Below are 20,895 nucleotides of genomic sequence, written 5' to 3' on the forward strand. Positions count from 1 at the left end.
ACTCAAGGAGTTTTCCGTTCCAACTACGCTGGAAGTGGGGCGCATTATAAGGGGATCTGAGAGGGCGTCAACCCTTAATTTCAATAAACCGCAATATTGTTGAAATTAGGGTCAGAATCGCGGGGCGAGCCCGCTTCCACAGGGTGCTGCAACGTCCAACCTTTAGCGGTGTTACAGTTAACTTCTTAAAAGCAAAGCGGGGAGACCTTTCGGCCTCCCCGCTCTCTATCTATATAGCAGCGAACATCCTTCTATATAGAAGCAGCCCTTACTCCGCCTTCAGCGAGATCCGCGCGAAGGCCTTCTTGCCCGCCTGGCAGACATGGCTGGCGCCCATGGCAAACACGAAGCTCCGGTCAACCACCTCACCATCGACTTTCACGCTACCCGCATTGAGCAGGTCACGGGCTGCAGCCGAGTTCTTCACCAGACCAGCCTTGTTCAGGATGGCAGCAATCGGCATGTCTTCAGCGGCGCCGATTTCGATCTCAGGAATGTCTTCCGGCAGCTCACCATCTTTCATGCGATTACCCGCAGCGCGGTGAGCATTGGCCGCCGCCTCTTCACCATGGAAGCGCGCAACGATCTCTTCGGCCAGCTTGATCTTGATGTCTCGCGGGTTAGCCCCCTTCTCAACATCGGCACGCAGCTGCTCGATCTCTTCCATGGAACGGAAGCTCAGCAGCTCGAAGTAACGCCACATCAAGGTATCGGGGATCGACACCAGCTTGCTGTACATAACCCCTGGTGCTTCCTGGATGCCGACGTAGTTGCCCAGCGACTTGGACATCTTCTTCACACCGTCCAGACCTTCGAGCAACGGCATAGTGACGATGTTCTGCGCCTCCTGGCCGTAGGCGCGCTGCAACTCGCGCCCCATCAGCAGGTTGAACTTCTGGTCGGTACCGCCCAGTTCGACGTCCGCCTTCAGCGCGACCGAATCGTACCCCTGCACCAGCGGGTAGAGGAACTCATGGATCGCGATCGGCTGATTGGTGGTGTAGCGCTTGTCGAAGTCGTCACGCTCAAGCATTCGCGCCACGGTGTACTGCGAAGCCAGGCGAATGAAGTCGGCCGGGGTCAGCTTGTCCATCCAGGTGGAGTTGAAGGCGACTTCGGTCTTGGCCGGGTCGAGGATCTTGAACACCTGCTGTTTATAGGTCTCGGCATTGTCCAGGACCTGCTCACGGGTCAGCGGCGGACGCGTGGCGCTCTTGCCGCTCGGATCACCGATCATGCCCGTGAAATCACCGATCAAGAAGATCACCTGGTGACCCAGATCCTGGAACTGGCGCAGCTTGTTGATCAACACCGTATGGCCCAGGTGCAGATCGGGTGCAGTCGGGTCAAAGCCCGCTTTGATACGCAGCGGCTGACCGCGCTTGAGCTTTTCGACCAGCTCCGACTCGACCAACACCTCTTCCGCACCGCGCTTGATAAGCGCCAGCTGCTCTTCAACCGACTTCATAGAAAGACCCGCAAGGCTCAGATTCAAAGGGAGCCAACCATACAAGATCGGCCGTCAAATACAAGTTTGGCAATGGAATGTGACCTACCTAGCGCCTTGCGGCGTCTACGCGCCCTTGCGCGAAACCGGATTTGGTTATATTTTATACAGTTATTTCATCTTCATCATGTCATTCATCTTTTCCATTTCACCTTTTTCAAAGTCACCTTTCCTATGACCAACGAAACGCCTAAAGCGCCTCCGCTTTATCCGAAAAGCCATCTGTTGGCCGCGAGCGGCATTGCCGCCCTCCTCAGTCTGGCCTTGCTGGTGTTCCCTTCGAGCGAAGTGGAAGCCAAGAAAACCACCCTCAGCCTTGAGCTGGAAACCCCAGCCGAGCAGCTCAAAGACGAATCCAACGCTGCACCGCTGGTGCAGACTCAAGGCGAACAAGGCTCGCCCTTCGCCCAGATTGAAAACGCCGAAGCTCCGGCCGCGAAAACCGCTGAAGCTCCAAGTGCTGAAAGCAAGCCCGAAGCCGAGGCCAAGGCGCCAGGCCACCGTGAGGTGGTGGTTGCCCGCGGCGATACCCTTTCGACCCTGTTCGCCAAGGTCGGCCTGCCGGCCAATGTCGTGCATGACGTGCTGGCCAGCGGCAAGCAAGCCAAGCAGTTCAGCCAGCTCAAGCATGGCCAGGTGCTGCAATTCGAACTCGACAAAGACGGCCAGTTGACCAACCTGCACAGCAAAGTCAGCAGCCTTGAAACCATCCGCCTGAGTAAAACCGACAAGGGCTACACCTTCGCCCGCGAAGTCAGTAAGCCTGTGGTGCGCACCGCCTACGCCCATGGCGTGATCAAGAGCTCGCTGTCGGCTTCGGCCCAACGCGCCGGCCTGTCGCACAGCATGACCATGGATATGGCGCGGGTGCTCGGTTACGACATCGACTTCGCCCAAGACATCCGCCCAGGCGACGAATTCGACGTGGTCTACGAGCAGAAGGTCATGGATGGCAAGGTGGTCGGCACCGGCAACATTCTCTCTGCACGCTTCACCAACCGCGGCAAGACCTACACCGCCGTGCGCTACACCAACAAACAGGGCAACACCAACTACTACACGGCCGATGGCAACAGCCTGCGTAAGGCGTTCATCCGCACCCCAGTGGACTTTGCCCGAATCAGCTCGCGCTTCTCGAATGGGCGTAAGCACCCGATCCTGAACAAGATCCGCGCGCACAAGGGTGTCGATTATGCAGCCCCTCGCGGCACGCCAATCAAGGCTGCTGGCGATGGCCGGATCGAACTGGCTGGCCGTCGCGGCGGTTACGGCAATACCGTGATCATCGCCCATGGCAACCGCTACAAGACGCTCTACGGCCATATGCAAGGCTTCGCTAAAGGCATCAAGACCGGGAGCTCGGTCAAGCAAGGGCAGATCATCGGCTACATCGGCACCACTGGCCTGTCCACCGGCCCGCACTTGCACTACGAGTTCCAAGTCAATGGCGTGCACGTCGACCCACTGAGCCAGAAAGTGCCTATGGCCGATCCAATCGCCAAAGCCGAGCGCCAACGTTTCATGCAGCAGAGCCAACCGCTGATCGCTCGCATGGATCAGGAAAAGGCCACCCTGCTCGCCGCGAACAAGCGCTGAGCCTATGGCCTTCTACCTGGGGGTGATGTCCGGAACCAGCCTCGACGGCCTGGACATCGCCTTGATCGAACACCACGAGCAGCCTCGGCTGCTCGCTACTCACTATCTACCCATGCCTGCCGATTTGCGCCAGGAGCTGCTCGGCCTGTGCGCCAGCGGCCCCGACGAGATAGCCCGCGCTGCCCTGACAGAAAACCGCTGGGCGAGCCTCGCAGCAGAAGGCATCAAGCACCTGCTTGCGGCACAGGGTTTGGCGCCCGAGGCCATTCGCGCGATCGGCAGCCATGGCCAGACCATCCGCCACGAACCTGCCCGCGGCTTTACCGTACAGATTGGCAACCCAGCCCTGCTGGCCGAACTCACGGGAATCTGTGTAGTGGGTGACTTCCGCCGCCGCGATGTCGCCGCCGGCGGACAAGGCGCTCCTCTGGTACCAGCCTTCCACGAGGCGCTGTTCAGCCACAACGGCCAGCGGCTGGCGGTGCTCAATATCGGCGGTTTCAGCAACCTCAGCCTGATTGACCAGGCCACACCAGTGCATGGCTTTGACTGTGGCCCTGGCAATGTTCTGCTGGACGCCTGGATCGAACGCAAACACGCCCTGCCCTACGACGCCGATGGCGCCTGGGCTGCCAGCGGCACAGTGATCGAAAGCCTGCTCAGTCGTTTACTGGCCGATCCGTTCTTTGCCGGCAGCGGCCCAAAAAGCACCGGCCGCGAAGTGTTCAACTTGCCTTGGCTGGACAGCCACCTGGCTGAGCTGACGACGTATCGCGACGAAGATGTGCAGGCCACACTGCTTGAGCTGACCGCACGCAGCATCGTTGACTCACTGCGTAACGCCCAGACAGGCACCGAAGCGGTGCTGGTGTGCGGTGGCGGTGCCCGCAACGGCACACTGATGCGGCGCCTGGCTGCCCTGCTGCCCGGCGTACAGGTGGCCAGTACCGCAGCGCATGGCATCGATCCGGACTGGGTCGAGGCCATGGCATTCGCCTGGCTTGCCCACTGCTGTCTGGAAGGCATCCCCGCCAATCGCCCGAGCGTGACGGCGGCCAAGGGTTTGCGCGTTCTCGGCGCTATCTATCCGGCTTGAAGCCACAGCACAAAGCAAAACGCCGCACAATTGCGCGGCGTTTTGCTTAGCGATGCTTAGATCGAGAACGAAGATCCGCAGCCGCAGGTCGTAGCAGCGTTAGGGTTCTTGATCACGAAGCGCGAGCCTTCCAGACCTTCCTGGTAATCCACTTCCGCGCCCGCCAGATACTGGTAGCTCATCGGATCGACCACCAGCGAAACGCCTTCGCGCTCGACGATGGTGTCGTCTTCAGCCACCTCTTCATCGAAGGTGAAGCCGTACTGGAAGCCCGAGCAACCGCCACCTGTCACGAATACACGCAACTTCAGACGATCATTGCCCTCTTCGCTGACCAGGGTCTTCACCTTATGTGCAGCACCTTGGGTGAATTCCAAAGCCGTGGGGGTGAAGGATTCGACGCTCATGTTGACTCTCCCGGCGCAGTGCCGCCATAAAACTCGATGACGCGCATTATCCGCTTCTCCGAGAAAATCGGTCAACAATTGTGCGGCTTTAGTCGCCCCCAATGAAAAGACCCGCTCTCGGCGGGCCTTTTCATCAATGCAATGCTTTACGGCAACAGGCCCGCGTGGGACAGGCCCATGCGCTCATCCAGGCCGAACAGGATATTGAGGTTCTGCACAGCCTGGCCAGACGCGCCTTTGACCAGGTTGTCGATCACCGACAGCACCACCACCAGATCGCCACCTTGCGGGCGATGCACGGCAATTCGACAAACGTTGGCGCCACGCACGCTACGGGTTTCCGGGTGGCTGCCGGCCGGCATTACGTCGACGAACGGTTCGTTGGCATAACGTTTCTCGAACAACGCCTGCAGGTCGACCGAGGTATCGACCACAGTCGCGTACAACGTGGCATGGATACCGCGGATCATCGGCGTCAGGTGCGGCACGAAGGTCAGGCCGATATCCTGGCCGGCAGCCTGGCGCAGGCCCTGGCTGATTTCCGGCAGGTGCCGGTGGCCCTTGACCGCATAGGCCTTCATGCTCTCGCCCGACTCACAGAACAGCGAGCCCACCGCCGCACCACGGCCAGCACCACTCACCCCCGACTTGCAGTCGGCAATCAGTCGCGAAGGGTCAGCCAGGCCCGCTTCGAGCAATGGCAGGAAACCCAGCTGGGTGGCGGTTGGATAGCAACCCGGCACGGCGATCAGGCGCGCCTGGCGGATCTTCTCGCGGTTCACTTCAGGCAGCCCGTAGACCGCGTCCTTGAGTAGCTCCGGTGCGCCGTGCGGCTGGCCGTACCATTTACCCCACTCAACCGCGTCTTGCAGGCGGAAGTCCGCGGACAGGTCGATCACCTTGGTGCCAGCGGCCAGTAGTTCGCCGGCCAGGGCATGGGCCACACCGTGCGGTGTGGCGAAAAACACCACGTCGCAGGCAGCCAGGGTCTTGCTGTCCGGCACGCTGAAGGCCAGGCCGTCATAGTGACCGCGCAGGTTCGGATACATGTCGGCAACCGCCACACCGGCCTCGGAGCGCGAGGTGATGACCGCAACCTCGGCCTGAGGGTGCTGCGCCAGCAGACGCAACAGTTCGACGCCGGTGTAACCCGTGCCGCCGACGATACCGACCTTGATCATAACGCTTGCCCCTTATCAACGATCCGACTGGAAAGCGCACGATAATAGGGGCGCTAGCCGCCTGTAACAACTCTTGGGATGCACCTGGAGGCGCTTCACCACTACTATCTGACGACCGTGAAAACCTGAAGGAACACCCTCCATGCTTTATCTATGGATCAAGGCGCTGCATATCGTCAGCGTGGTCTGCTGGTTCGCCGGCCTGTTCTACTTGCCGCGCCTGTTCGTCTACCACGCCCAGAGCCAGGACAGCATCAGCCAGGAACGCTTCACCGTAATGGAGCGCAAGCTGTACCGCGGCATCATGAACCCCGCGATGATCGCCACGTTCGTCTTCGGCATCTGGATGCTCTACCTCACCCCCGGCTGGCTGAGCCAAGGCTGGCTGCATGCCAAGCTCACCTTGGTGATCCTGCTGACCGGCTACCATCACATGTGCGGCGCGCAACGCAAACGCTTCGCCGCCGGCACCAACACCCGCAGTCACGTGTTCTACCGCTGGTTCAATGAAGTGCCAGTGGTGATTCTGCTGGGTATCGTAATTCTGGTGGTGGTCAAACCGTTCTGAGCAAATCAGCCGTCCGCATAGGAATCCTGCCATGTCATTGCCCGCCCTGCTCGAACAACGCCTGCGCCTGCCGGTAGTCGCCGCGCCGATGTTCCTGATCTCCAACCCACAGTTGGTCCTGGCGTGTTGCGCCAATGGCGTGGTGGGCAGCTTCCCAGCCCTCAACCAGCGCGACAGCGCTGGTTTCAAGGCTTGGCTGGAGGAAATCGAGTCGGGCCTGGCGAATTTGTCGGCGCCAGCGCCCTATGCAGTGAACCTGATCGTCCACCCGAGCAACCCGCGCCTGCAGGCGGATCTGGCCTTGTGCGTCGAACACCGCGTGCCAATTGTCATCACCAGCCTTGGCGCGGTGAAGGAAGTGGTCGACGCAGTGCACAGTTATGGCGGCCTGGTGTTTCATGACGTCACCACTCGCCGCCACGCGCAGAAGGCCGCCGAAGCCGGGGTCGATGGCCTGATTGCGGTGGCGGCAGGCGCCGGTGGGCATGCAGGCACCTGGAGCCCATTCGCCCTGGCCGCTGAAATCCGCCAGTTCTTCGACAAGACCCTGCTGCTGGCCGGCTGTATCAACCACGGCGAGCAAGTGCTCGCCGCACAACTACTGGGCGCAGACCTGGCCTACATGGGCACGCGCTTCATCGCCACTCAAGAAAGCCAGGCCCCGAGTGCCTACAAAAACATGCTGATTGAAGCCCAGGCGGCCGACATCATTCATACCCCTGCTGTCTCCGGTGTCCCGGCAAGCTTCCTGCGGCAAAGTCTGAAGCAGGCCGGCTACGACCTGGAGAGCCTGAAGAGCAGCCATGAACAGGCCCGCCTCAAGCCCCTGGACGAGGAGGCCAAGGCCTGGAAAACAGTCTGGTCCGCCGGCCAGGGTGTCGGTGAAATCCACGACCTGCCGACCACTCAGGCACTGATCGAACGCCTGCATGGCGAGTACCGTCAAGCCGTTGCACTCACCCGCCAACTGCCGCTTTGAGCCCACTCGCAAAAGGCAACAACTTGCCCGGACAGGCTGTACACTAGGCGCCCTCTTCAGCCGCCCCAGGAGCCCTGCATGACCCGTTACGCCATGATCACCGGAGCTTCCAGCGGCTTGGGCCTGGCCCTGGCGGAAGCCCTGGCACGGCGCGGGCGCAACCTGATCCTGGTGGCACGCCATCGAGAAACCCTGGAACCGCTGGCCATCGAGCTGACCCAGCGCTTTGGCGTCGAGGTGCTGCTGCGCGCCTGCGACCTCAGCCAGCCCCTGCGTCTGTCTGGCTTCGTCCTGGAGCTTGAAGAAGGCGAACGGCGCATCGACCTGCTGGTGAACTGCGCAGGCCAACGTACCTACGGCCCGTTCCTCGCCCATGAATGGGCCGACGAGCAGGACCTGCTGGAGGTCAACATCCTGGCCCTGACCCGGCTGTGCCATGCCATCGGCAACCTGATGGCGGTACAGGGCGGCGGGCAGATCCTCAACGTTGCCTCATTGGCCAGTGCCGCTCCCGGCCCGTGGATGGCTTGCTATGCCGCCAGCAAGGCGTATGTGCTGAGCTTTTCCGAAGCACTGCGCGAAGAGCTGGGGCGTACCGGGATCAAAGTCTCGGTCCTCTGCCCAGGCCCGGTCCGCTCATCCAGGCGGCACATTCCCCGCCTGGAAACAGGCAAGCGCTGCCTGAGCGCCGAAGAAGTCGCGCTCTACACGGTGCGCGCGCTGGATAAAAACCGCGCGCTGATCATGCCCGGTCGGCGCAATCGCTGGCTGGCCAGGCTGCCACGGGTGCTGCCGCGCTGGTTGGCACGCAAGCTGGCCGGCATCATCAATCGCCGCTACAGCCCGCTCGAAGCGCAATAGCACTGGGCGAGCGACGCCGCGCTGAGTACACTCGGCCCGGACCCTCACCATGGAGCAAGTGCTGTGGAGACTCTCTTCACCAAGATCATCAACCGGGAAATCCCGGCCAAGATCATCTACGAGGACGACCAGGTTCTGGCCTTCCACGATATCGCCCCACAGGCGCCGGTGCATTTTCTGGTCATCCCGAAAAAGCCCATTCGTACCCTCAACGACCTGACCGAAGAAGACAAAGGCCTGGCCGGCCACATCCTCTTCACCGCCCAGCGCCTGGCTAAGGAATTGGGCTGCGCGGAGGGTTTCCGGGTGGTCATGAACTGCAACGAACTGGGCGGCCAGACGGTCTACCATATTCACATGCACGTGCTCGGCCAACGCCAGATGCACTGGCCACCGGGCTGATCCAAGGCAAGCCCCGGTCAGGGGATTGCGGTAAACTGTCGGGCATCACTCTTGCGGAGGTGCCCGATGGCTACCGAACGTCACTATTCGCCGCTCGACCGCTTGTTGCTGCAGGCCGATACCGCCATGCGCACCTTGCTGCCCTTCAGCGGCCAACCTTCCCGCCCTTCCCCGGCCATCGTCCAACCGGACGCCGAGCTGGACGAAACCCAAACCCGGCACATCGCCGGCCTGATGCGCATCAACCATACCGGTGAAGTGTGCGCCCAGGCGCTGTACCAAGGCCAAGCCCTGACCGCCAAGCTGCCGCAAGTGCGCAAGGCCATGGAGCATGCCGCCGAGGAAGAGATCGACCATTTGGCCTGGTGCGAACAACGCATTCGCCAATTGGGCAGCCATCCCAGTGTGCTCAACCCGCTGTTCTATGGCATGTCGTTCGGCATCGGCGCGCTAGCCGGCCTGGTCAGTGACAAAGTCAGCCTGGGCTTTGTTGCCGCCACCGAGCATCAGGTGTGCAAGCATCTGGACGAACACCTCGAGCAACTGCCGAGCGAGGACGAAAAATCCCGCGCGATTCTTGAACAGATGCGTGTCGATGAAGAGCACCATGCTGAATCCGCGCTGGAAGCGGGCGGTTATCGCTTCCCCGCACCGGTGCGCTTTGGCATGAGCCTGATGGCTAAAGTGATGACCAAGAGCACTTACCGCATCTAGGGACACGGCCATGACGGAACGTTTCGATGCCAAGGATCTGGCAAAGGCCGAACACGCTGGCATTCTCCAGCCGGGCCAGGCTCAAGCGCTGCTGAGCTTTTTGCAGCAACAGCCGCAAAGCCGTGGCAGTTTCCAGCTGGCCCACGTCGCGTTCTATTTTGGCGCCCTGCTGATCATGGGCGCGATGGGCTGGCTGCTGACCGAAGCGTGGATGCGGGTTGGCGACTGGGCCCTGCTGATGATCGCTGTTCTCTATATCACCCTGCTGACCCTCTTCGCGGTTGGCCTGCAGCGCCGTGACCAGCCGATCGCCGGCGGTGTGCTCGGCGCGGTTGCGGTCAGCATCGTGCCACTTGCGGTGTTCGCCATCGAGCGCCTGCTCGGTTGGTGGCCACTGGACGATGCGCAAACCGATTACCACCAGTATTACACCTACGTGCAGGGCGGCTGGCTGCTGATGGAAGCGGCCACCGTTGTCGCCGGCCTGCTGATGCTGCGCCTGATCCCCTTCCCTTTCATCGTCATGCCGATTGCCCTGGCGCTATGGTTCATGTCGATGGACCTGAGCGAGTGGTTCTATGGCTCGCCATTCAGTTGGGAGCAACGGCGGATTGTCTCGCTATGGTTCGGCCTGGCCCTGCTGCTGGTCTTTCTTGTGATCGATGGACGCACTCGCAGAGATTACGCCTTCTGGGGTTACCTGGCGGGGCTGGCGGCATTCTGGGGAGGCTTGACCCTGATGGACAGCGGCAGCGAGTTGGGCAAAGCGCTGTATTGCCTGATCAACCTTGGCCTGATGGCAGTGGCGCTGCTGCTGCGCCGCCCCGTATTCATGGTATTTGGCGCGATGGGCGTGGCAGCGTATCTGGGCTACCTGTCGTATGAGGTGTTTGCCGAGTCGCTGTTGTTCCCGCTGGTGCTCACTTTGATTGGCCTGGGCGTGATCGGATTGGGCGTACTCTACCAGCAGCATCGCCAAGCATTGAGTAAGCGCCTGCGCGCTCAACTGCCCAGTAGCTTGCTGCAGTTGCTTCCAGGGCTACGCCGTTGACGTTGCGCAGGCTCCGCGTGCGCTTGCTGCAAAGCCTAGGGTTGGTGCTGGTGGCGTACCTGTTCGTCTGCCTGATGACGGCCAGTGTCAGGCAATCGGCATTCGCCTTCGAACTGCCCGGCCTCATCGAACCTGACAGCAACAGCGGGCGCGAGCTGTTGCTGTTCTGCGTCCCCGGGCAATTGCTATTCGTCCTGCTTGGCTGTTTTTTCCGCAGGCCCGGATTACTCATCGGCGCCTACCTGCTAGCTGCGACGACGACCGCGCTGCTGCAGTGCCAGCTGTTTGCCGAAGCCTTCGGCAGTACCTGGAGCAACGCGGAAATCTTCGGGCTATTGGCCGTGAACTTACCCAGCCTGTTGTTGGCACTGGCGCCCGGACTGGCCCTGTTGTGGGGCCTTGAACGAATCAGCCGAGTTCGACGATCTCATAGCTGTGGGTGATTTCCACCCCGGCCCGACCGAGCATGATCGAAGCCGAGCAGTACTTCTCTGCGGACAACTCCACCGCCCGCTTGACCTGCGCCTCCTTCAGCGCACGGCCTTTGACCACGAAGTTCAGGTGGATCTTGGTGAACACCTTGGGGTCTTCACTGGCACGCTCAGCCTCCAGGAAGGCTTCGCAGCTTTCCACGGCCTGGCGCGACTTCTTCAGGATGCTGACCACGTCAAAGTTGCTGCAGCCACCTAGGCCCAGCAGGAGCATTTCCATGGGGCGCACGCCCAGGTTGCGGCCACCGGCCTCGGGCGGACCGTCCATGACCACCACATGGCCGCTGCCCGACTCGCCGAGGAACATCGCTTCGCCGGCCCATTGGATGCGTGCCTTCATGTTGCTGGACTCCCTAGATTCTGAAAAGGGTGTCAGCTTAAGCCCTGTAGCGCTGTCGGAAAAGCTCAACACGCGGCGCATTTGTACCAATGCCTGGCGCAGTGTCTGATAAGCTGGCGCCAAATGACTGGCGCATAGTGCCAGGCACCCTTTATAAAAAGCCTCTGCGTTACATCGAACAGGATTTCGTGATGGTCGTCTCCGCCCTTTCCGCCAAGATCAAGAACATCGACAAGCTGCTGGTGCACTGCCAGCGCCGCCGTTTCACCGCCAAGAGCAACATCATCTGTGCCGGTGACCGGGCTGAAACACTGTCGTTCATCATCAAGGGCTCGGTCACCATCCTGATCGAAGACGACAACGGCCACGAGATGATCATCGCCTACCTCAACGACGGCGATTTCTTCGGTGAGCTGGGCCTGTTCGAGCCAACCGGCAAAGAGCAGCAGCGCAGCGCCTGGGTTCGGGCCAAGACCGAATGCGAAGTCGCCGAAATCAGCTACGACAAGTTCCGCGAAGTGGCCCGTCAGGACCCGGACATTCTCTATGCCCTGGGCAGCCAGATGGCCCAGCGCCTGCGCAATACCACGCGCAAGGTCGGCGACCTGGCGTTCTTCGATGTCACCGGCCGGGTTGCCCGCTGCCTGCTCGACCTGTGCAAGCAGCCCGATGCCATGACCCACCCTGATGGCATGCAGATCAAGATCACCCGCCAGGAAATCGGCCGGATTGTCGGTTGTTCGCGGGAGATGGTCGGCCGCGTCCTCAAGGATCTCGAAGAACGCAGCCTGGTTCAGGTCAAGGGCAAGACCATGGTGGTCTACGGCACCCGTTAATCTTTGGGCAGTTGCGCGATCACCTGCGCATAGGCCTGGGACAGACGCTCGAACCATGGCACGGCGGGCGCCACTTCGTGCAGGGCGATATGGCTATCGGCCCGGCAACGCTGGTCGATATCACAGCATTCATTGAAGCGGTTGACCGCCGCCACCATTGACTCGCGCTCGTTGTCCAGCAGCAGCGCCCCGTGCACCAGCACCACCGGGCGCTTGCCGCCCAAGCCCTGGCGCCAGCGCTGGGCCGTGCCGACCAGCTTGCGACCATTGAGATTGACGTTGTAGCGCCCATCGCAGAAGGCGCCGTCGATCTCGCCGACCGAAGCCACTCCACCCCACTCGCGCAGCACATCGCACAATGGCAGGCATAGACGCTCGTAAGCATTTTCGATACGGCCATGATCGCCTTCGCTGCGCGGCGCTACGTAGACCAACGCCACGTTCACCGTCGCATGCGACTGCGGCACTGGCTCACCGCCCGTTTCACGCAATAGCACCGGCCAACCGGCAATCGCCAGCTCGGCGCAGGCCGCCTCGAAGTTTTCCAACCGGCTCATGCGCCGCGGCATAACCAGCGCGTGGTCGGTCGGTCGCCAGAACAGCACGCCAGCATCGCGCTCACCACGGCACACCGCTGCCAGCAACTCCTGCTCGGCGTGCAATCCTTGTTCGACGGTCAACGCCAGAGGTTGGTCGGTCATCAATTCACCTTTGCTGAAGAGGCCATAGCGGTCAAAACAAACAAGCCGGCGTTAGCCGGCTTGCGATTCGATCAGTCCAGCGCCTGAACCGTGTTCTGTACCGGTCGCTGTGGGAAGAACAACCGCTGCAGCTCATGCCCGGGATGCTCGGCGCGCATGAACGCTTCACCGACCAGGAACGAATACACCTCGTTGATTTCCATCAGCTCGACATCAGCGCGATTGAAGATACCGCTCTCGGTGATCGCCAGACGATCGCGAGGGATGCGCGGCAGCAGGTCGAGCGTGGTCTCCAGGCTGACTTCGAAGGTGTGCAGGTTACGGTTGTTGACCCCCACCAAAGGCGTGTCGAGGGTGTTCAGCGCGCGCTCGAGTTCGTCACCATCATGCACTTCGACCAGTACATCGAGGCCGACATCCTTGGCCACTGCGGCCAATTCGGCCATGCGCACGTCATCCAGCGCGGAGACGATCAGCAATACACAGTCAGCGCCCAAGGCACGGGCTTCGACCACCTGGTAGGGATCGATGAGGAAGTCCTTGCGAATCACCGGCAGGCGGCAAGCAGCACGTGCCTGCTGCAGGTAAGCATCGGCTCCCTGGAAGTAATCGACGTCAGTCAGCACCGACAGGCAGGTCGCCCCGCCCTTCTCGTAGCTGACGGCGATTTCTGCAGGCACGAAGTTTTCGCGGATCACACCCTTGCTCGGCGACGCTTTCTTGATCTCGGCAATCACCGCTGGCTGCTTGCGCTTGGCCTGCTCGATCAACGCATTGGCAAAGCCACGCGGGGCATCGGCCGCTTTCGCCAGGCGCTCGAGCTCTGCCAGGCTGACCCGGGCACTACGCTCGGCGACTTCCTCGACCTTACGGGCGAGGATCTTTTCCAGCACGGTCGGCACGCTCATGCTTCGTTCTCCTGCTTGAATACGGCGGTGAAGGCGCCCAGCTCCTGAAGTTTTTCCCAGGCAAGGCCGGTGTGCAGTACGTCATGGGCCAGTTCTACGCCCTGGGCCAAGGTCATCGCGTGATCGGCGGCGTACAGCGCAGCGCCAGCATTGAGCACAATCATCTCAGCGGCTTTCTGGCCATTCTCGGTCTTGCGCCGACCCAAGGCATCTTTGATCAGCTCGTAAGAGGCCTGCGGGTCTTCGACGGCCAAGCCATGCAAGCTCTGGCTCTTCATGCCGAGGTCTTCGGGCTCGACCCAGTATTCGCTGATCTGGTCATTCTTCAGTTCGGCAACGAAGGTCGGCGCCGCCAGGCTGAATTCGTCCAGGCCATCCTTGGAGTGCACCACCAGCACATGCTTGCTGCCCATCCGCTGCAGCACTTCGGCCAGCGGTCGGCACAGGGCCTGGGTGAACACGCCGACCACCTGGTGTTTCACACCGGCCGGATTCGTAAGCGGGCCGAGCATGTTAAACAGGGTGCGCAGCCCCAGCTCGCGACGCGGGCCTGCGGCATACTTCATTGCCTTGTGGTGGCTCTGGGCAAACATGAAGCCGATGCCCAGGCTGTCGATGCAACGGCCGACCTGCACCGGGGTGAGGTTCAGGTAGATGCCGGCCGCTTCCAGCAGGTCGGCGCTGCCGCTCTTGCCAGAAACCGCGCGGTTACCGTGCTTGGCCACTTTGCAGCCGGCCGCGGCAAGCACGAACGACGAAGCCGTGGATACGTTGAAGATGTTGGCGCCATCGCCACCGGTGCCGACGATATCGACCACCTGATCGAGGCTTTGCAGCTCGACCTTCTCGGCCAGCTCACGCATTACCGACACTGCACCGACGATCTCATCGATGCTCTCGCTCTTCATGCGCATGCCCATCAGGAACGCACCGATCTGCGCCTCGCTGCATTGGCCGGTCATGATCTGGCGCATGACGTCGCTCATTTCCTCAGTGGAAAGGTCCAGATGACCGACGATGCGGCTCAGCGCGCTTTTGATATCCATGTTCGATCCTTAGCGGCGGCCGCCGGTCTGCTTGAGGAAGTTGGCGAACAGCTCGTGGCCCTGCTCGGTCAGAATCGACTCGGGGTGGAACTGCACCCCTTCGATGTTCAAGGTCTTGTGGCGCAGGCCCATGATCTCATCCACCGAACCATCCTCAAGGGCAGTCCAGGCGGTGACTTCCAGGCACTCAGGCAGGGTTTCACGCTTGACCACCAGCGAGTGATAGCGGGTCACGGTCAGCGGATTGTTAAGGCCAGCGAACACGCCCAGGTCGCGGTGATGCACCGGGCTGGTCTTGCCGTGCATGACTTGGCGAGCGCGCACCACATCGCCGCCGAACGCCTGGCCAATCGACTGATGGCCCAGGCACACGCCAAGGATCGGCAGCTTGCCGGCAAAGTGCAGGATGGCTTCGATGGACACGCCGGCCTGGCTCGGGGTGCATGGGCCTGGCGAGACGACGATGCGCTCAGGCTTGAGCGCTTCAATTTGGCCGATGGTCATCTCGTCATTGCGGATGACCTTGACCTCGGCACCCAACTCGCCGAGGTACTGAACGACGTTGTAGGTGAAAGAGTCATAGTTGTCGATCATCAGTAACATCTGGGGCAAACCTCTTGAATACTGACTTTTGATTCGAGCCTTCCACTGCCGCCCGCAGGCGCGGGCAATCGCGCACAGGGCGCCGGATCAAGCAATAGGAAGGCAGACAGGAGCGAGCCGGGCGGGCCGGCAGGAGATAAAGTCAGGCGCGCCAACGCCAACGGGCGTGAGCCTTGATAACGCGCATCAAGAGTTTGCTGACGATCAACACGGGGTAGGTCTCGTTCATACGTTCCGGCACAGTAGCTTACCGGGGCGATGGGCGCAATATGCCGGTAAATATGGGGAAACGAATGGACTAGCCCTGCATGCCCTTGGTTTTGCTAAGGTCATTCACTTGTGTCGATAAAAACAATGAAAAGGACATCTACCATGCGCACTTCTCGCTTATTGCGGTACTCCCTCTGCTCGCTCGCCCTGGCCTGCAGCCAGGCAATCGCCGCGCCTTCGCCCTACTCCACGCTGATCGTGTTTGGCGACAGTCTCAGTGACGCCGGGCAGTTCCCAGATCTCACCGGTGGCACCAACGGCATGCGCTTCACCAACCGCGATGCCAACGGCAACTACGCACCGGTATCGCCGATGATCCTTGGCGGGAGGCTGGGGATCGCACCCGACGACCTGAACCCTTCGACTTCGCTGGGCATTCGCCCCGATGGCAATAACTGGGCGGTGGGCGGTTACACCACTGAACAGATCCTCGACTCGATCACAGACACCTCAAAAACGGTGATCCCGCCGGGCAACCCGGGTGCCGGGCTCGTGCTGCGCGAACGGGATGGCTATCTGGCCAACGGTCTGCGCGCCGACCCAAATGCCTTGTATTACCTGACCGGCGGCGGCAATGACTTCCTCCAAGGGCTGGTCACCAGCCCCTCCGAGGCCGCCGTAGCCGGCACCCGCCTGGCCGCCAGTGCCCAGGCCCTGCAACAGGGAGGGGCTCGCTACATCATGGTCTGGCTGTTGCCCGATCTAGGCCAAACCCCAAACTTCAGCGGCACGCCCCAGCAAGGCCCACTGTCGCAGCTGTCGGGCGTATTCAATCAGGCACTGGTCAATCAGCTGAGCCAGATCGATGCCGAAATCATCCCGCTGAACATCCCCGTACTGCTCAGCGAGGCGCTGGCCAACCCAGCGCAATTTGGCTTGGCCACAGATCAAAACCTGGTAGCCAGCTGCTATAGCGGCAGCAGTTGCCAGAACCCGGTCTATGGCGAAAACGGCGCCAGCCCGGATCCGACCAAGCTGCTGTTCAACGACGCCGTACACCCGACCATCGCCGGCCAGCAACTGATTGCCGACTACGCCTATTCGATCATCTCTGCACCGTGGGAGCTGACCCTGCTACCCGAAATGGCCCACGCCAGCCTGCGTGCCCATCAAGACGAGTTGCGTAATCAATGGCAGACGCCCTGGCAAGCGGTCGGTCAGTGGCAGGCGATCGTTGCCACCGGCGCTCAGGATCTGGACTTCGATGACCAGCGCAGCAGCGCCAGTGGCGATGGCCGTGGCTATAACCTGACCGTGGGTGGCAGCTACCGGCTCGACGAGGCTTGGCGCCTGGGCTTAGCCGCTGGGGTCTATCGGCAGAAGCTGGAGGCCGGCGAACAGGATTCGGACTACAAGCTCGACAGCTACCTCGCCTCGGTGTTCGCCCAGTACCGGGCCAATCGTTGGTGGGCGGATGCAGCGCTGAGCGCCGGGCATCTGGACTACCGCGACCTCAAGCGCACGTTTGCCCTGGGGGTGAATGATCGCAGTGAAAAGGGTGATACCGATGGCGAAGCCTGGGCGGTGACCGGGCGCCTGGGCTACAACCTGGCAGCCGAGGCGAGTGCCTGGCAGCTTGCGCCGTTCATCAGCGCCGACTATGCGCGGGTCAAGGTGGATGGTTATGACGAGAACAGTGGTCGCTCGACTGCGCTGGGCTTCGATGATCAGGAACGTACATCGCGCCGGCTCGGGGCGGGGTTGCAAGGCAGCTACCAGTTCGCGCCTTCGACGCGCGTGTTTGCCGAAGTCGCTCGCGAGCATGAGTTCGAGGATGACCAGCAAGATGTGACGATGCATTTGACCAGTCTGCCGGCGAACGACTTCACCCTGACCGGGTATACGCCGCAGAGCAATCTGACGCGGGCCAGCTTAGGGTTGTCGCATGAGCTGACAGCGGGGGTGCATGTGCGTGGGAACTACAACTGGCGCAAGAGTGATGAGTTGACTCAGCAGGGGGTGAGCCTGGCTGTGAGTCTGGACTTTTGAGATGTTGGGGCTGCTGTGCAGCCCTTCGCGGGCAAGCCCGCTCCTACAGGAATAGCGCCGCTCTGAAGGGCGGCGCCGAACCGACGCGAAGGGCTGCTGTGCAGCCCCAAAATAATCAGCCTTGCGGGGTTTGCTCGGCCAAGGCCACCGCGCGGAACATGGCGCGGCGTTTGTTGATGGTCTCTTCCCACTCCAGCGCCGGCACCGAGTCAGCCACGATACCGCCGCCGGCCTGCACGTGCAGCTCGCCATCCTTGATCACCGCGGTGCGGATAGCGATCGCGGTGTCCATGTTGCCGTTCCAGGCAAAGTAGCCAACCGCCCCACCATAGACGCCGCGTTTGACCGGCTCCAGCTCGTCGATGATCTCCATCGCACGAATCTTCGGCGCACCCGACAAAGTTCCGGCCGGCAGAATGGCCCGCAGCGCATCCATCGCCGTCAGGCCTTCACGCAGCTGGCCGGTCACGTTGGAAACGATGTGCATGACGTTGGAATAACGCTCGATCACCATCTTCTCGGTCAGGCGTACGCTGCCTGTCGAAGACACCCGACCGACATCGTTGCGGCCCAGGTCGATCAGCATCAGGTGTTCGGCGATCTCTTTATCATCACTGAGCAGGTCCTCCTCGAGCGCCCGGTCCGCTTCTTCGGTAGCACCACGCGGGCGGGTCCCTGCGATCGGCCGTACCGTGACCAGGTTATCTTCGACCCGCACCAGCACCTCCGGCGAGCTGCCCACCACATGGAAGTCGCCAAAGTTGAAGAAGTACATGTAAGGCGTCGGGTTGAAGCAGCGCAGCGCGCGGTACAGATCGATTGGCGCGGCCTTGAAGTCGATCGACATACGCTGCGACGGCACTACCTGCATGCAGTCACCGGCCAGGATGTATTCCTTGACGGTGTCGACCGCACGCTCGTAGTCAGCCTGGGTAAAGCTTGAGCGGAACGCAGGCTCGGCCGCCATTGGCCCGCTCAGGTCCAGGCCGCGACGTGGAGTGATCGGCTCACGCAGTTTGGCCAAGAGGCCTTGCAGGCGCGCTTGGCCTTGCTCGAAGGCCTGCTCTTCGGAGGGGTCGACCAAGACGATGGCGTGCATCTTGCCAGCCAAATTGTCGAACACCACCACCGCATCCGAGACCATCAGGAGAATGTCTGGCACACCCAGCGGATCCGGGTTGGGGCAGGCGCCCAGGCGCTTTTCCACATAACGCACGCAGTCATAGCCAAAGTAGCCAACCAGGCCGCCGTTGAAGCGTGGCAGGCCCGGGATGTCAGCGACTTTGTAGCGGTCCTTGAAGGTTTCGACGAAGGCCAGCGGGTCTTCCACCTCATGGCTTTCCACCTGCTCGCCATCCTGCAGGATGCTCACGTGGTAGCCATGCACGCGCATCACGGTGCGCGATGGCAGGCCAATCATCGAATAACGGCCCCACTTCTCGCCGCCCTGAACCGACTCGAGCAGGTAGGAGTTGGCCTGGTCAGCCAGTTTCAGGTAGATCGACAGCGGGGTGTCGAAGTCGGCCAGGGTTTCGCAGGCCAGGGGAATGCGGTTGTAGCCGGCAGCAGCCAGGCGCAGGAATTCTTCGCGGGTCATGAGTAGCCTCGGAGCAAGCAGCAATGGGGTCGGGCAAACGGACGTGCCGGCAGGGGCCGGCGGGCAGAAGTCAGGCGCGCCAACGCCAACGGGCCAGGGCCTTGATGACTTTCATCCAGAATTTGCCAGTAACCGCCACGGTGGACTCTCTGTCTTGTGAGGCTTGAAGGTCCGCCAACGTTATCCCAGTGTCGGTGACTACGCAACCAGGCAACAGGGCACGCAGATCATCGATCACCAGGCTCGGGGTTTCTTCATGGATCGGTCGGCCATGGTTGTAGCCGTAGCTCAGCCCGACACATTTCACCCCGGCAGCCTTGGCCGCCAGGACATCGCTGCGCGAGTCACCGACGAACAGCGCTTGCCCAGGCTCGACCCCGGCCATTTTCATCACGAACAGCAAGGCGGCCGGATCAGGCTTTTTCTGTGGCAGGGTGTCGCCACCGATGATCCAGCGAAAATAGCGGCCGATCTTCATCTGATCGAGCAACGGCGCGACGAAGCGCTCCGGCTTGTTGGTGATCAGCGCCATCTCCACCCCCTGCTTGCGCAGCCAGCGCAGGGTGTCGCGCACACCAGGATAAACCACGGTCAGTTCATGGCTTTGGGCGTAAGCCTCCATGAACAAGACCAGGCCCTGTTCAGCCAGCTGATCGTCTACCTGTTCATGTTCAAGACCGCCGGCCAGGGCACGGCGGACCAGAACCTGAGCACCATTGCCGACCCAGTGGCGTACCGCCTCAAGGCCAGCGGGCGGGCGACCCAGTTCGAGCAGCATGCGGTCGACGGCTGCGGCCAGGTCGGGGACTGAATCGATCAACGTGCCATCCAGATCGAACATCACCAGCCTGGGCAGCGTCCCCGGGAACAGCTGCTCGAAGCCACTCATGGGCGGGCCAAGGCCATTTCGGCGCGCATCTTGGCGATCACTTCCTGGTAGTCCGGGGCATTGAAGATCGCCGAGCCGGCAACGAAGGTATCAGCGCCAGCGGCGGTGATCTCTCGGATGTTGTTGACGTTGACGCCGCCATCGATCTCCAGGCGGATATCGCGGCCACTGGCGTCGATCAGCGCACGCGCTTCACGCAGTTTGTCGAGGGTGCCAGGGATGAACTTCTGGCCGCCGAAGCCTGGGTTGACACTCATCAGCAGGACCATGTCGATCTTGTCCATCACGTACTTCAGGGCATCCAGGCCAGTGGCCGGGTTGAACACCAGGCCAGCCTTGCAACCGCCATCGCGGATCAACTGCAGCGAGCGGTCGATGTGCGTGGTGGCCTCTGGGTGGAAGGTGATGTAGGTCGCGCCGGCTTCGATGAAGTCGCCGATGATCCGGTCGACTGGGCTGACCATCAGGTGCACGTCGATTGGCGCGGTCACGCCGTACTTGCGCAAGGCGCTGCAGACCATCGGGCCGATGGTCAGGTTGGGGACGTAATGGTTGTCCATGACATCGAAGTGAACGATGTCGGCCCCGGCGGCCAGCACCTTGTCGACGTCCTCACCCAGACGGGCGAAATCGGCGGAAAGAATGGAGGGGGCAATAGCGTAGGGCTGCATGGCGCACCTGTTGGCAGAATCACGGTGGCGCGCATTGTAACTCAGGGAAATCGATACGGGCTGATTGGTATCAATCCGTGTCGACGAGTTGGCGCTCGATCCGACAGCGGAGGCATCACTAGGGGATACGTGGGAGCGGGCTTGCCCCGCGATAGCGATTGCGAATACTCGATCGCTATCGCGGGGCAAGCC

Annotated in this window: 22 protein-coding genes; 11 read left to right on the plus strand and 11 right to left on the minus strand. The window is 61.5% G+C overall.

Features of this window, described 5'->3' with window-relative positions:
- Window positions 1-268 precede the first annotated feature (268 nt).
- Window positions 269-1,468 (minus strand): tyrosine--tRNA ligase, encoded by a 1,200-nt coding sequence (tyrS, locus tag AAZU54_RS25710; RefSeq protein WP_186552647.1) that lies wholly within the window; start codon window positions 1,466-1,468, stop codon window positions 269-271.
- A gap of 213 nt (window positions 1,469-1,681) precedes the next feature.
- Between tyrS and AAZU54_RS25715 the strand changes: the two genes are divergently transcribed.
- Together AAZU54_RS25715 and AAZU54_RS25720 are read left to right on the plus strand one after the other, a co-directional pair.
- Window positions 1,682-3,103 carry a peptidoglycan DD-metalloendopeptidase family protein gene (locus tag AAZU54_RS25715; RefSeq protein ID WP_186552648.1) on the plus strand — a complete coding sequence of 474 codons (1,422 nt, stop codon included), beginning with the start codon at window positions 1,682-1,684 and terminating at the stop codon, window positions 3,101-3,103.
- 4 nt (window positions 3,104-3,107) lie between these two features.
- Entirely contained in the window at window positions 3,108-4,199 is a 1,092-nt protein-coding gene (locus AAZU54_RS25720; protein WP_312151581.1) for an anhydro-N-acetylmuramic acid kinase, read from the plus strand.
- A 56-nt stretch (window positions 4,200-4,255) separates the two neighbouring features.
- Here AAZU54_RS25720 and erpA read toward each other — a convergent pair whose 3' ends face one another.
- Window positions 4,256-4,606, minus strand: a complete 351-nt coding sequence (erpA, locus tag AAZU54_RS25725; RefSeq protein ID WP_186552650.1) for an iron-sulfur cluster insertion protein ErpA — start codon at window positions 4,604-4,606, stop codon at window positions 4,256-4,258.
- Window positions 4,607-4,752: 146 nt separating this feature from the next.
- Complete coding sequence (gene argC / locus AAZU54_RS25730; protein ID WP_264235372.1) at window positions 4,753-5,787, minus strand: N-acetyl-gamma-glutamyl-phosphate reductase; 1,035 nt, start codon at window positions 5,785-5,787, stop codon at window positions 4,753-4,755.
- Window positions 5,788-5,929: 142 nt separating this feature from the next.
- Between argC and hemJ the strand changes: the two genes are divergently transcribed.
- The 7 genes from hemJ to AAZU54_RS25765 all read left to right on the plus strand — a co-directional run bounded on the left by hemJ (window position 5,930) and on the right by AAZU54_RS25765 (window position 10,805).
- Window positions 5,930-6,355 (plus strand): protoporphyrinogen oxidase HemJ, encoded by a 426-nt coding sequence (gene hemJ / locus AAZU54_RS25735; protein WP_186552652.1) that lies wholly within the window; start codon window positions 5,930-5,932, stop codon window positions 6,353-6,355.
- Window positions 6,356-6,386: 31 nt separating this feature from the next.
- On the plus strand, window positions 6,387-7,334 hold the full coding sequence (locus tag AAZU54_RS25740) for an NAD(P)H-dependent flavin oxidoreductase (RefSeq protein WP_186552653.1): 948 nt from the start codon (window positions 6,387-6,389) through the stop codon (window positions 7,332-7,334).
- A gap of 78 nt (window positions 7,335-7,412) precedes the next feature.
- Entirely contained in the window at window positions 7,413-8,195 is a 783-nt protein-coding gene (locus AAZU54_RS25745) for an SDR family NAD(P)-dependent oxidoreductase (protein WP_186552654.1), read from the plus strand.
- Window positions 8,196-8,258: 63 nt separating this feature from the next.
- A complete protein-coding gene (locus tag AAZU54_RS25750; RefSeq protein ID WP_186552655.1) occupies window positions 8,259-8,597 on the plus strand; it encodes a histidine triad nucleotide-binding protein in 339 nt (112 codons plus the stop codon).
- A gap of 66 nt (window positions 8,598-8,663) precedes the next feature.
- Window positions 8,664-9,311 carry a 2-polyprenyl-3-methyl-6-methoxy-1,4-benzoquinone monooxygenase gene (coq7, locus tag AAZU54_RS25755; protein ID WP_186552656.1) on the plus strand — a complete coding sequence of 216 codons (648 nt, stop codon included), beginning with the start codon at window positions 8,664-8,666 and terminating at the stop codon, window positions 9,309-9,311.
- 10 nt (window positions 9,312-9,321) lie between these two features.
- Entirely contained in the window at window positions 9,322-10,362 is a 1,041-nt protein-coding gene (locus AAZU54_RS25760) for a DUF2157 domain-containing protein (RefSeq protein ID WP_186552657.1), read from the plus strand.
- A 17-nt stretch (window positions 10,363-10,379) separates the two neighbouring features.
- Entirely contained in the window at window positions 10,380-10,805 is a 426-nt protein-coding gene (locus AAZU54_RS25765) for a hypothetical protein (RefSeq protein ID WP_312151590.1), read from the plus strand.
- Here the strand turns inward: AAZU54_RS25765 and AAZU54_RS25770 are convergent.
- Entirely contained in the window at window positions 10,771-11,193 is a 423-nt protein-coding gene (locus AAZU54_RS25770) for an OsmC family protein (protein ID WP_186552658.1), read from the minus strand. The two genes, AAZU54_RS25765 and AAZU54_RS25770, sit on opposite strands and share 35 nt — an antisense overlap.
- Window positions 11,194-11,384: 191 nt before the next feature.
- Between AAZU54_RS25770 and crp the strand changes: the two genes are divergently transcribed.
- Window positions 11,385-12,029: a cAMP-activated global transcriptional regulator CRP gene (gene crp / locus AAZU54_RS25775; RefSeq protein WP_186552659.1), complete on the plus strand. Its 645-nt coding sequence runs from the start codon at window positions 11,385-11,387 to the stop codon at window positions 12,027-12,029.
- On the opposite strand, the gene AAZU54_RS25780 is transcribed toward crp, so the two are convergent.
- The 4 genes from AAZU54_RS25780 to AAZU54_RS25795 all read right to left on the minus strand — a co-directional run bounded on the left by AAZU54_RS25780 (window position 12,026) and on the right by AAZU54_RS25795 (window position 15,287).
- Complete coding sequence (locus AAZU54_RS25780) at window positions 12,026-12,730, minus strand: lipoate--protein ligase family protein (RefSeq protein ID WP_392463645.1); 705 nt, start codon at window positions 12,728-12,730, stop codon at window positions 12,026-12,028. The two genes, crp and AAZU54_RS25780, sit on opposite strands and share 4 nt — an antisense overlap.
- 71 nt (window positions 12,731-12,801) lie before the next feature.
- The gene (gene trpC / locus AAZU54_RS25785; protein WP_186552661.1) at window positions 12,802-13,638 is read right to left on the minus strand and encodes an indole-3-glycerol phosphate synthase TrpC; all 837 of its coding nucleotides are present in this window, start codon (window positions 13,636-13,638) and stop codon (window positions 12,802-12,804) included.
- Complete coding sequence (gene trpD, locus AAZU54_RS25790; RefSeq protein ID WP_186552662.1) at window positions 13,635-14,684, minus strand: anthranilate phosphoribosyltransferase; 1,050 nt, start codon at window positions 14,682-14,684, stop codon at window positions 13,635-13,637. The genes trpC and trpD overlap by 4 nt, the downstream gene beginning before the upstream one ends.
- 9 nt (window positions 14,685-14,693) lie before the next feature.
- A complete protein-coding gene (locus AAZU54_RS25795; protein ID WP_186552663.1) occupies window positions 14,694-15,287 on the minus strand; it encodes an aminodeoxychorismate/anthranilate synthase component II in 594 nt (197 codons plus the stop codon).
- Between the two features lie 372 nt (window positions 15,288-15,659).
- Here AAZU54_RS25795 and estP point away from each other — a divergent pair, with 372 nt between their 5' ends.
- Window positions 15,660-17,546, plus strand: coding sequence for an esterase EstP (gene estP, locus AAZU54_RS25800; protein WP_434727830.1), 1,887 nt, complete (start codon window positions 15,660-15,662; stop codon window positions 17,544-17,546).
- 115 nt (window positions 17,547-17,661) lie between these two features.
- Here the strand turns inward: estP and trpE are convergent, their stop codons facing one another.
- The 3 genes from trpE to rpe form a co-directional block, all read right to left on the minus strand.
- Complete coding sequence (trpE, locus tag AAZU54_RS25805) at window positions 17,662-19,143, minus strand: anthranilate synthase component I (protein ID WP_186552665.1); 1,482 nt, start codon at window positions 19,141-19,143, stop codon at window positions 17,662-17,664.
- A gap of 70 nt (window positions 19,144-19,213) precedes the next feature.
- A complete protein-coding gene (locus AAZU54_RS25810) occupies window positions 19,214-20,032 on the minus strand; it encodes a phosphoglycolate phosphatase (protein WP_434727831.1) in 819 nt (272 codons plus the stop codon).
- On the minus strand, window positions 20,029-20,703 hold the full coding sequence (gene rpe, locus AAZU54_RS25815) for a ribulose-phosphate 3-epimerase (RefSeq protein WP_186552667.1): 675 nt from the start codon (window positions 20,701-20,703) through the stop codon (window positions 20,029-20,031). Before rpe ends, AAZU54_RS25810 begins: the two co-directional genes overlap by 4 nt.
- Window positions 20,704-20,895 lie beyond the last annotated feature (192 nt).

The organism is Pseudomonas sp. Je.1.5.c (assembly GCF_051129895.1).
Taxonomy (GTDB): domain Bacteria; phylum Pseudomonadota; class Gammaproteobacteria; order Pseudomonadales; family Pseudomonadaceae; genus Aquipseudomonas; species Aquipseudomonas urmiensis.

Coding starts and splice junctions, on each gene's coding strand:
- AAZU54_RS25770 (WP_186552658.1), bottom strand. CDS start 11,193: ATGAAGGCACGCATCCAATGGGCCGGCGAAGCGATGTTCCTCGGCGAG.
- AAZU54_RS25720 (WP_312151581.1), top strand. CDS start 3,108: ATGGCCTTCTACCTGGGGGTGATGTCCGGAACCAGCCTCGACGGCCTG.
- hemJ (WP_186552652.1), top strand. CDS start 5,930: ATGCTTTATCTATGGATCAAGGCGCTGCATATCGTCAGCGTGGTCTGC.
- tyrS (WP_186552647.1), bottom strand. CDS start 1,468: ATGAAGTCGGTTGAAGAGCAGCTGGCGCTTATCAAGCGCGGTGCGGAA.
- AAZU54_RS25740 (WP_186552653.1), top strand. CDS start 6,387: ATGTCATTGCCCGCCCTGCTCGAACAACGCCTGCGCCTGCCGGTAGTC.
- AAZU54_RS25780 (WP_392463645.1), bottom strand. CDS start 12,730: ATGACCGACCAACCTCTGGCGTTGACCGTCGAACAAGGATTGCACGCC.
- AAZU54_RS25760 (WP_186552657.1), top strand. CDS start 9,322: ATGACGGAACGTTTCGATGCCAAGGATCTGGCAAAGGCCGAACACGCT.
- AAZU54_RS25715 (WP_186552648.1), top strand. CDS start 1,682: ATGACCAACGAAACGCCTAAAGCGCCTCCGCTTTATCCGAAAAGCCAT.
- trpD (WP_186552662.1), bottom strand. CDS start 14,684: ATGGATATCAAAAGCGCGCTGAGCCGCATCGTCGGTCATCTGGACCTT.
- erpA (WP_186552650.1), bottom strand. CDS start 4,606: ATGAGCGTCGAATCCTTCACCCCCACGGCTTTGGAATTCACCCAAGGT.
- AAZU54_RS25745 (WP_186552654.1), top strand. CDS start 7,413: ATGACCCGTTACGCCATGATCACCGGAGCTTCCAGCGGCTTGGGCCTG.
- trpC (WP_186552661.1), bottom strand. CDS start 13,638: ATGAGCGTGCCGACCGTGCTGGAAAAGATCCTCGCCCGTAAGGTCGAG.
- coq7 (WP_186552656.1), top strand. CDS start 8,664: ATGGCTACCGAACGTCACTATTCGCCGCTCGACCGCTTGTTGCTGCAG.
- estP (WP_434727830.1), top strand. CDS start 15,660: ATGCGCACTTCTCGCTTATTGCGGTACTCCCTCTGCTCGCTCGCCCTG.
- rpe (WP_186552667.1), bottom strand. CDS start 20,703: ATGCAGCCCTACGCTATTGCCCCCTCCATTCTTTCCGCCGATTTCGCC.
- AAZU54_RS25810 (WP_434727831.1), bottom strand. CDS start 20,032: ATGAGTGGCTTCGAGCAGCTGTTCCCGGGGACGCTGCCCAGGCTGGTG.
- crp (WP_186552659.1), top strand. CDS start 11,385: ATGGTCGTCTCCGCCCTTTCCGCCAAGATCAAGAACATCGACAAGCTG.
- trpE (WP_186552665.1), bottom strand. CDS start 19,143: ATGACCCGCGAAGAATTCCTGCGCCTGGCTGCTGCCGGCTACAACCGC.
- argC (WP_264235372.1), bottom strand. CDS start 5,787: ATGATCAAGGTCGGTATCGTCGGCGGCACGGGTTACACCGGCGTCGAA.
- AAZU54_RS25795 (WP_186552663.1), bottom strand. CDS start 15,287: ATGTTACTGATGATCGACAACTATGACTCTTTCACCTACAACGTCGTT.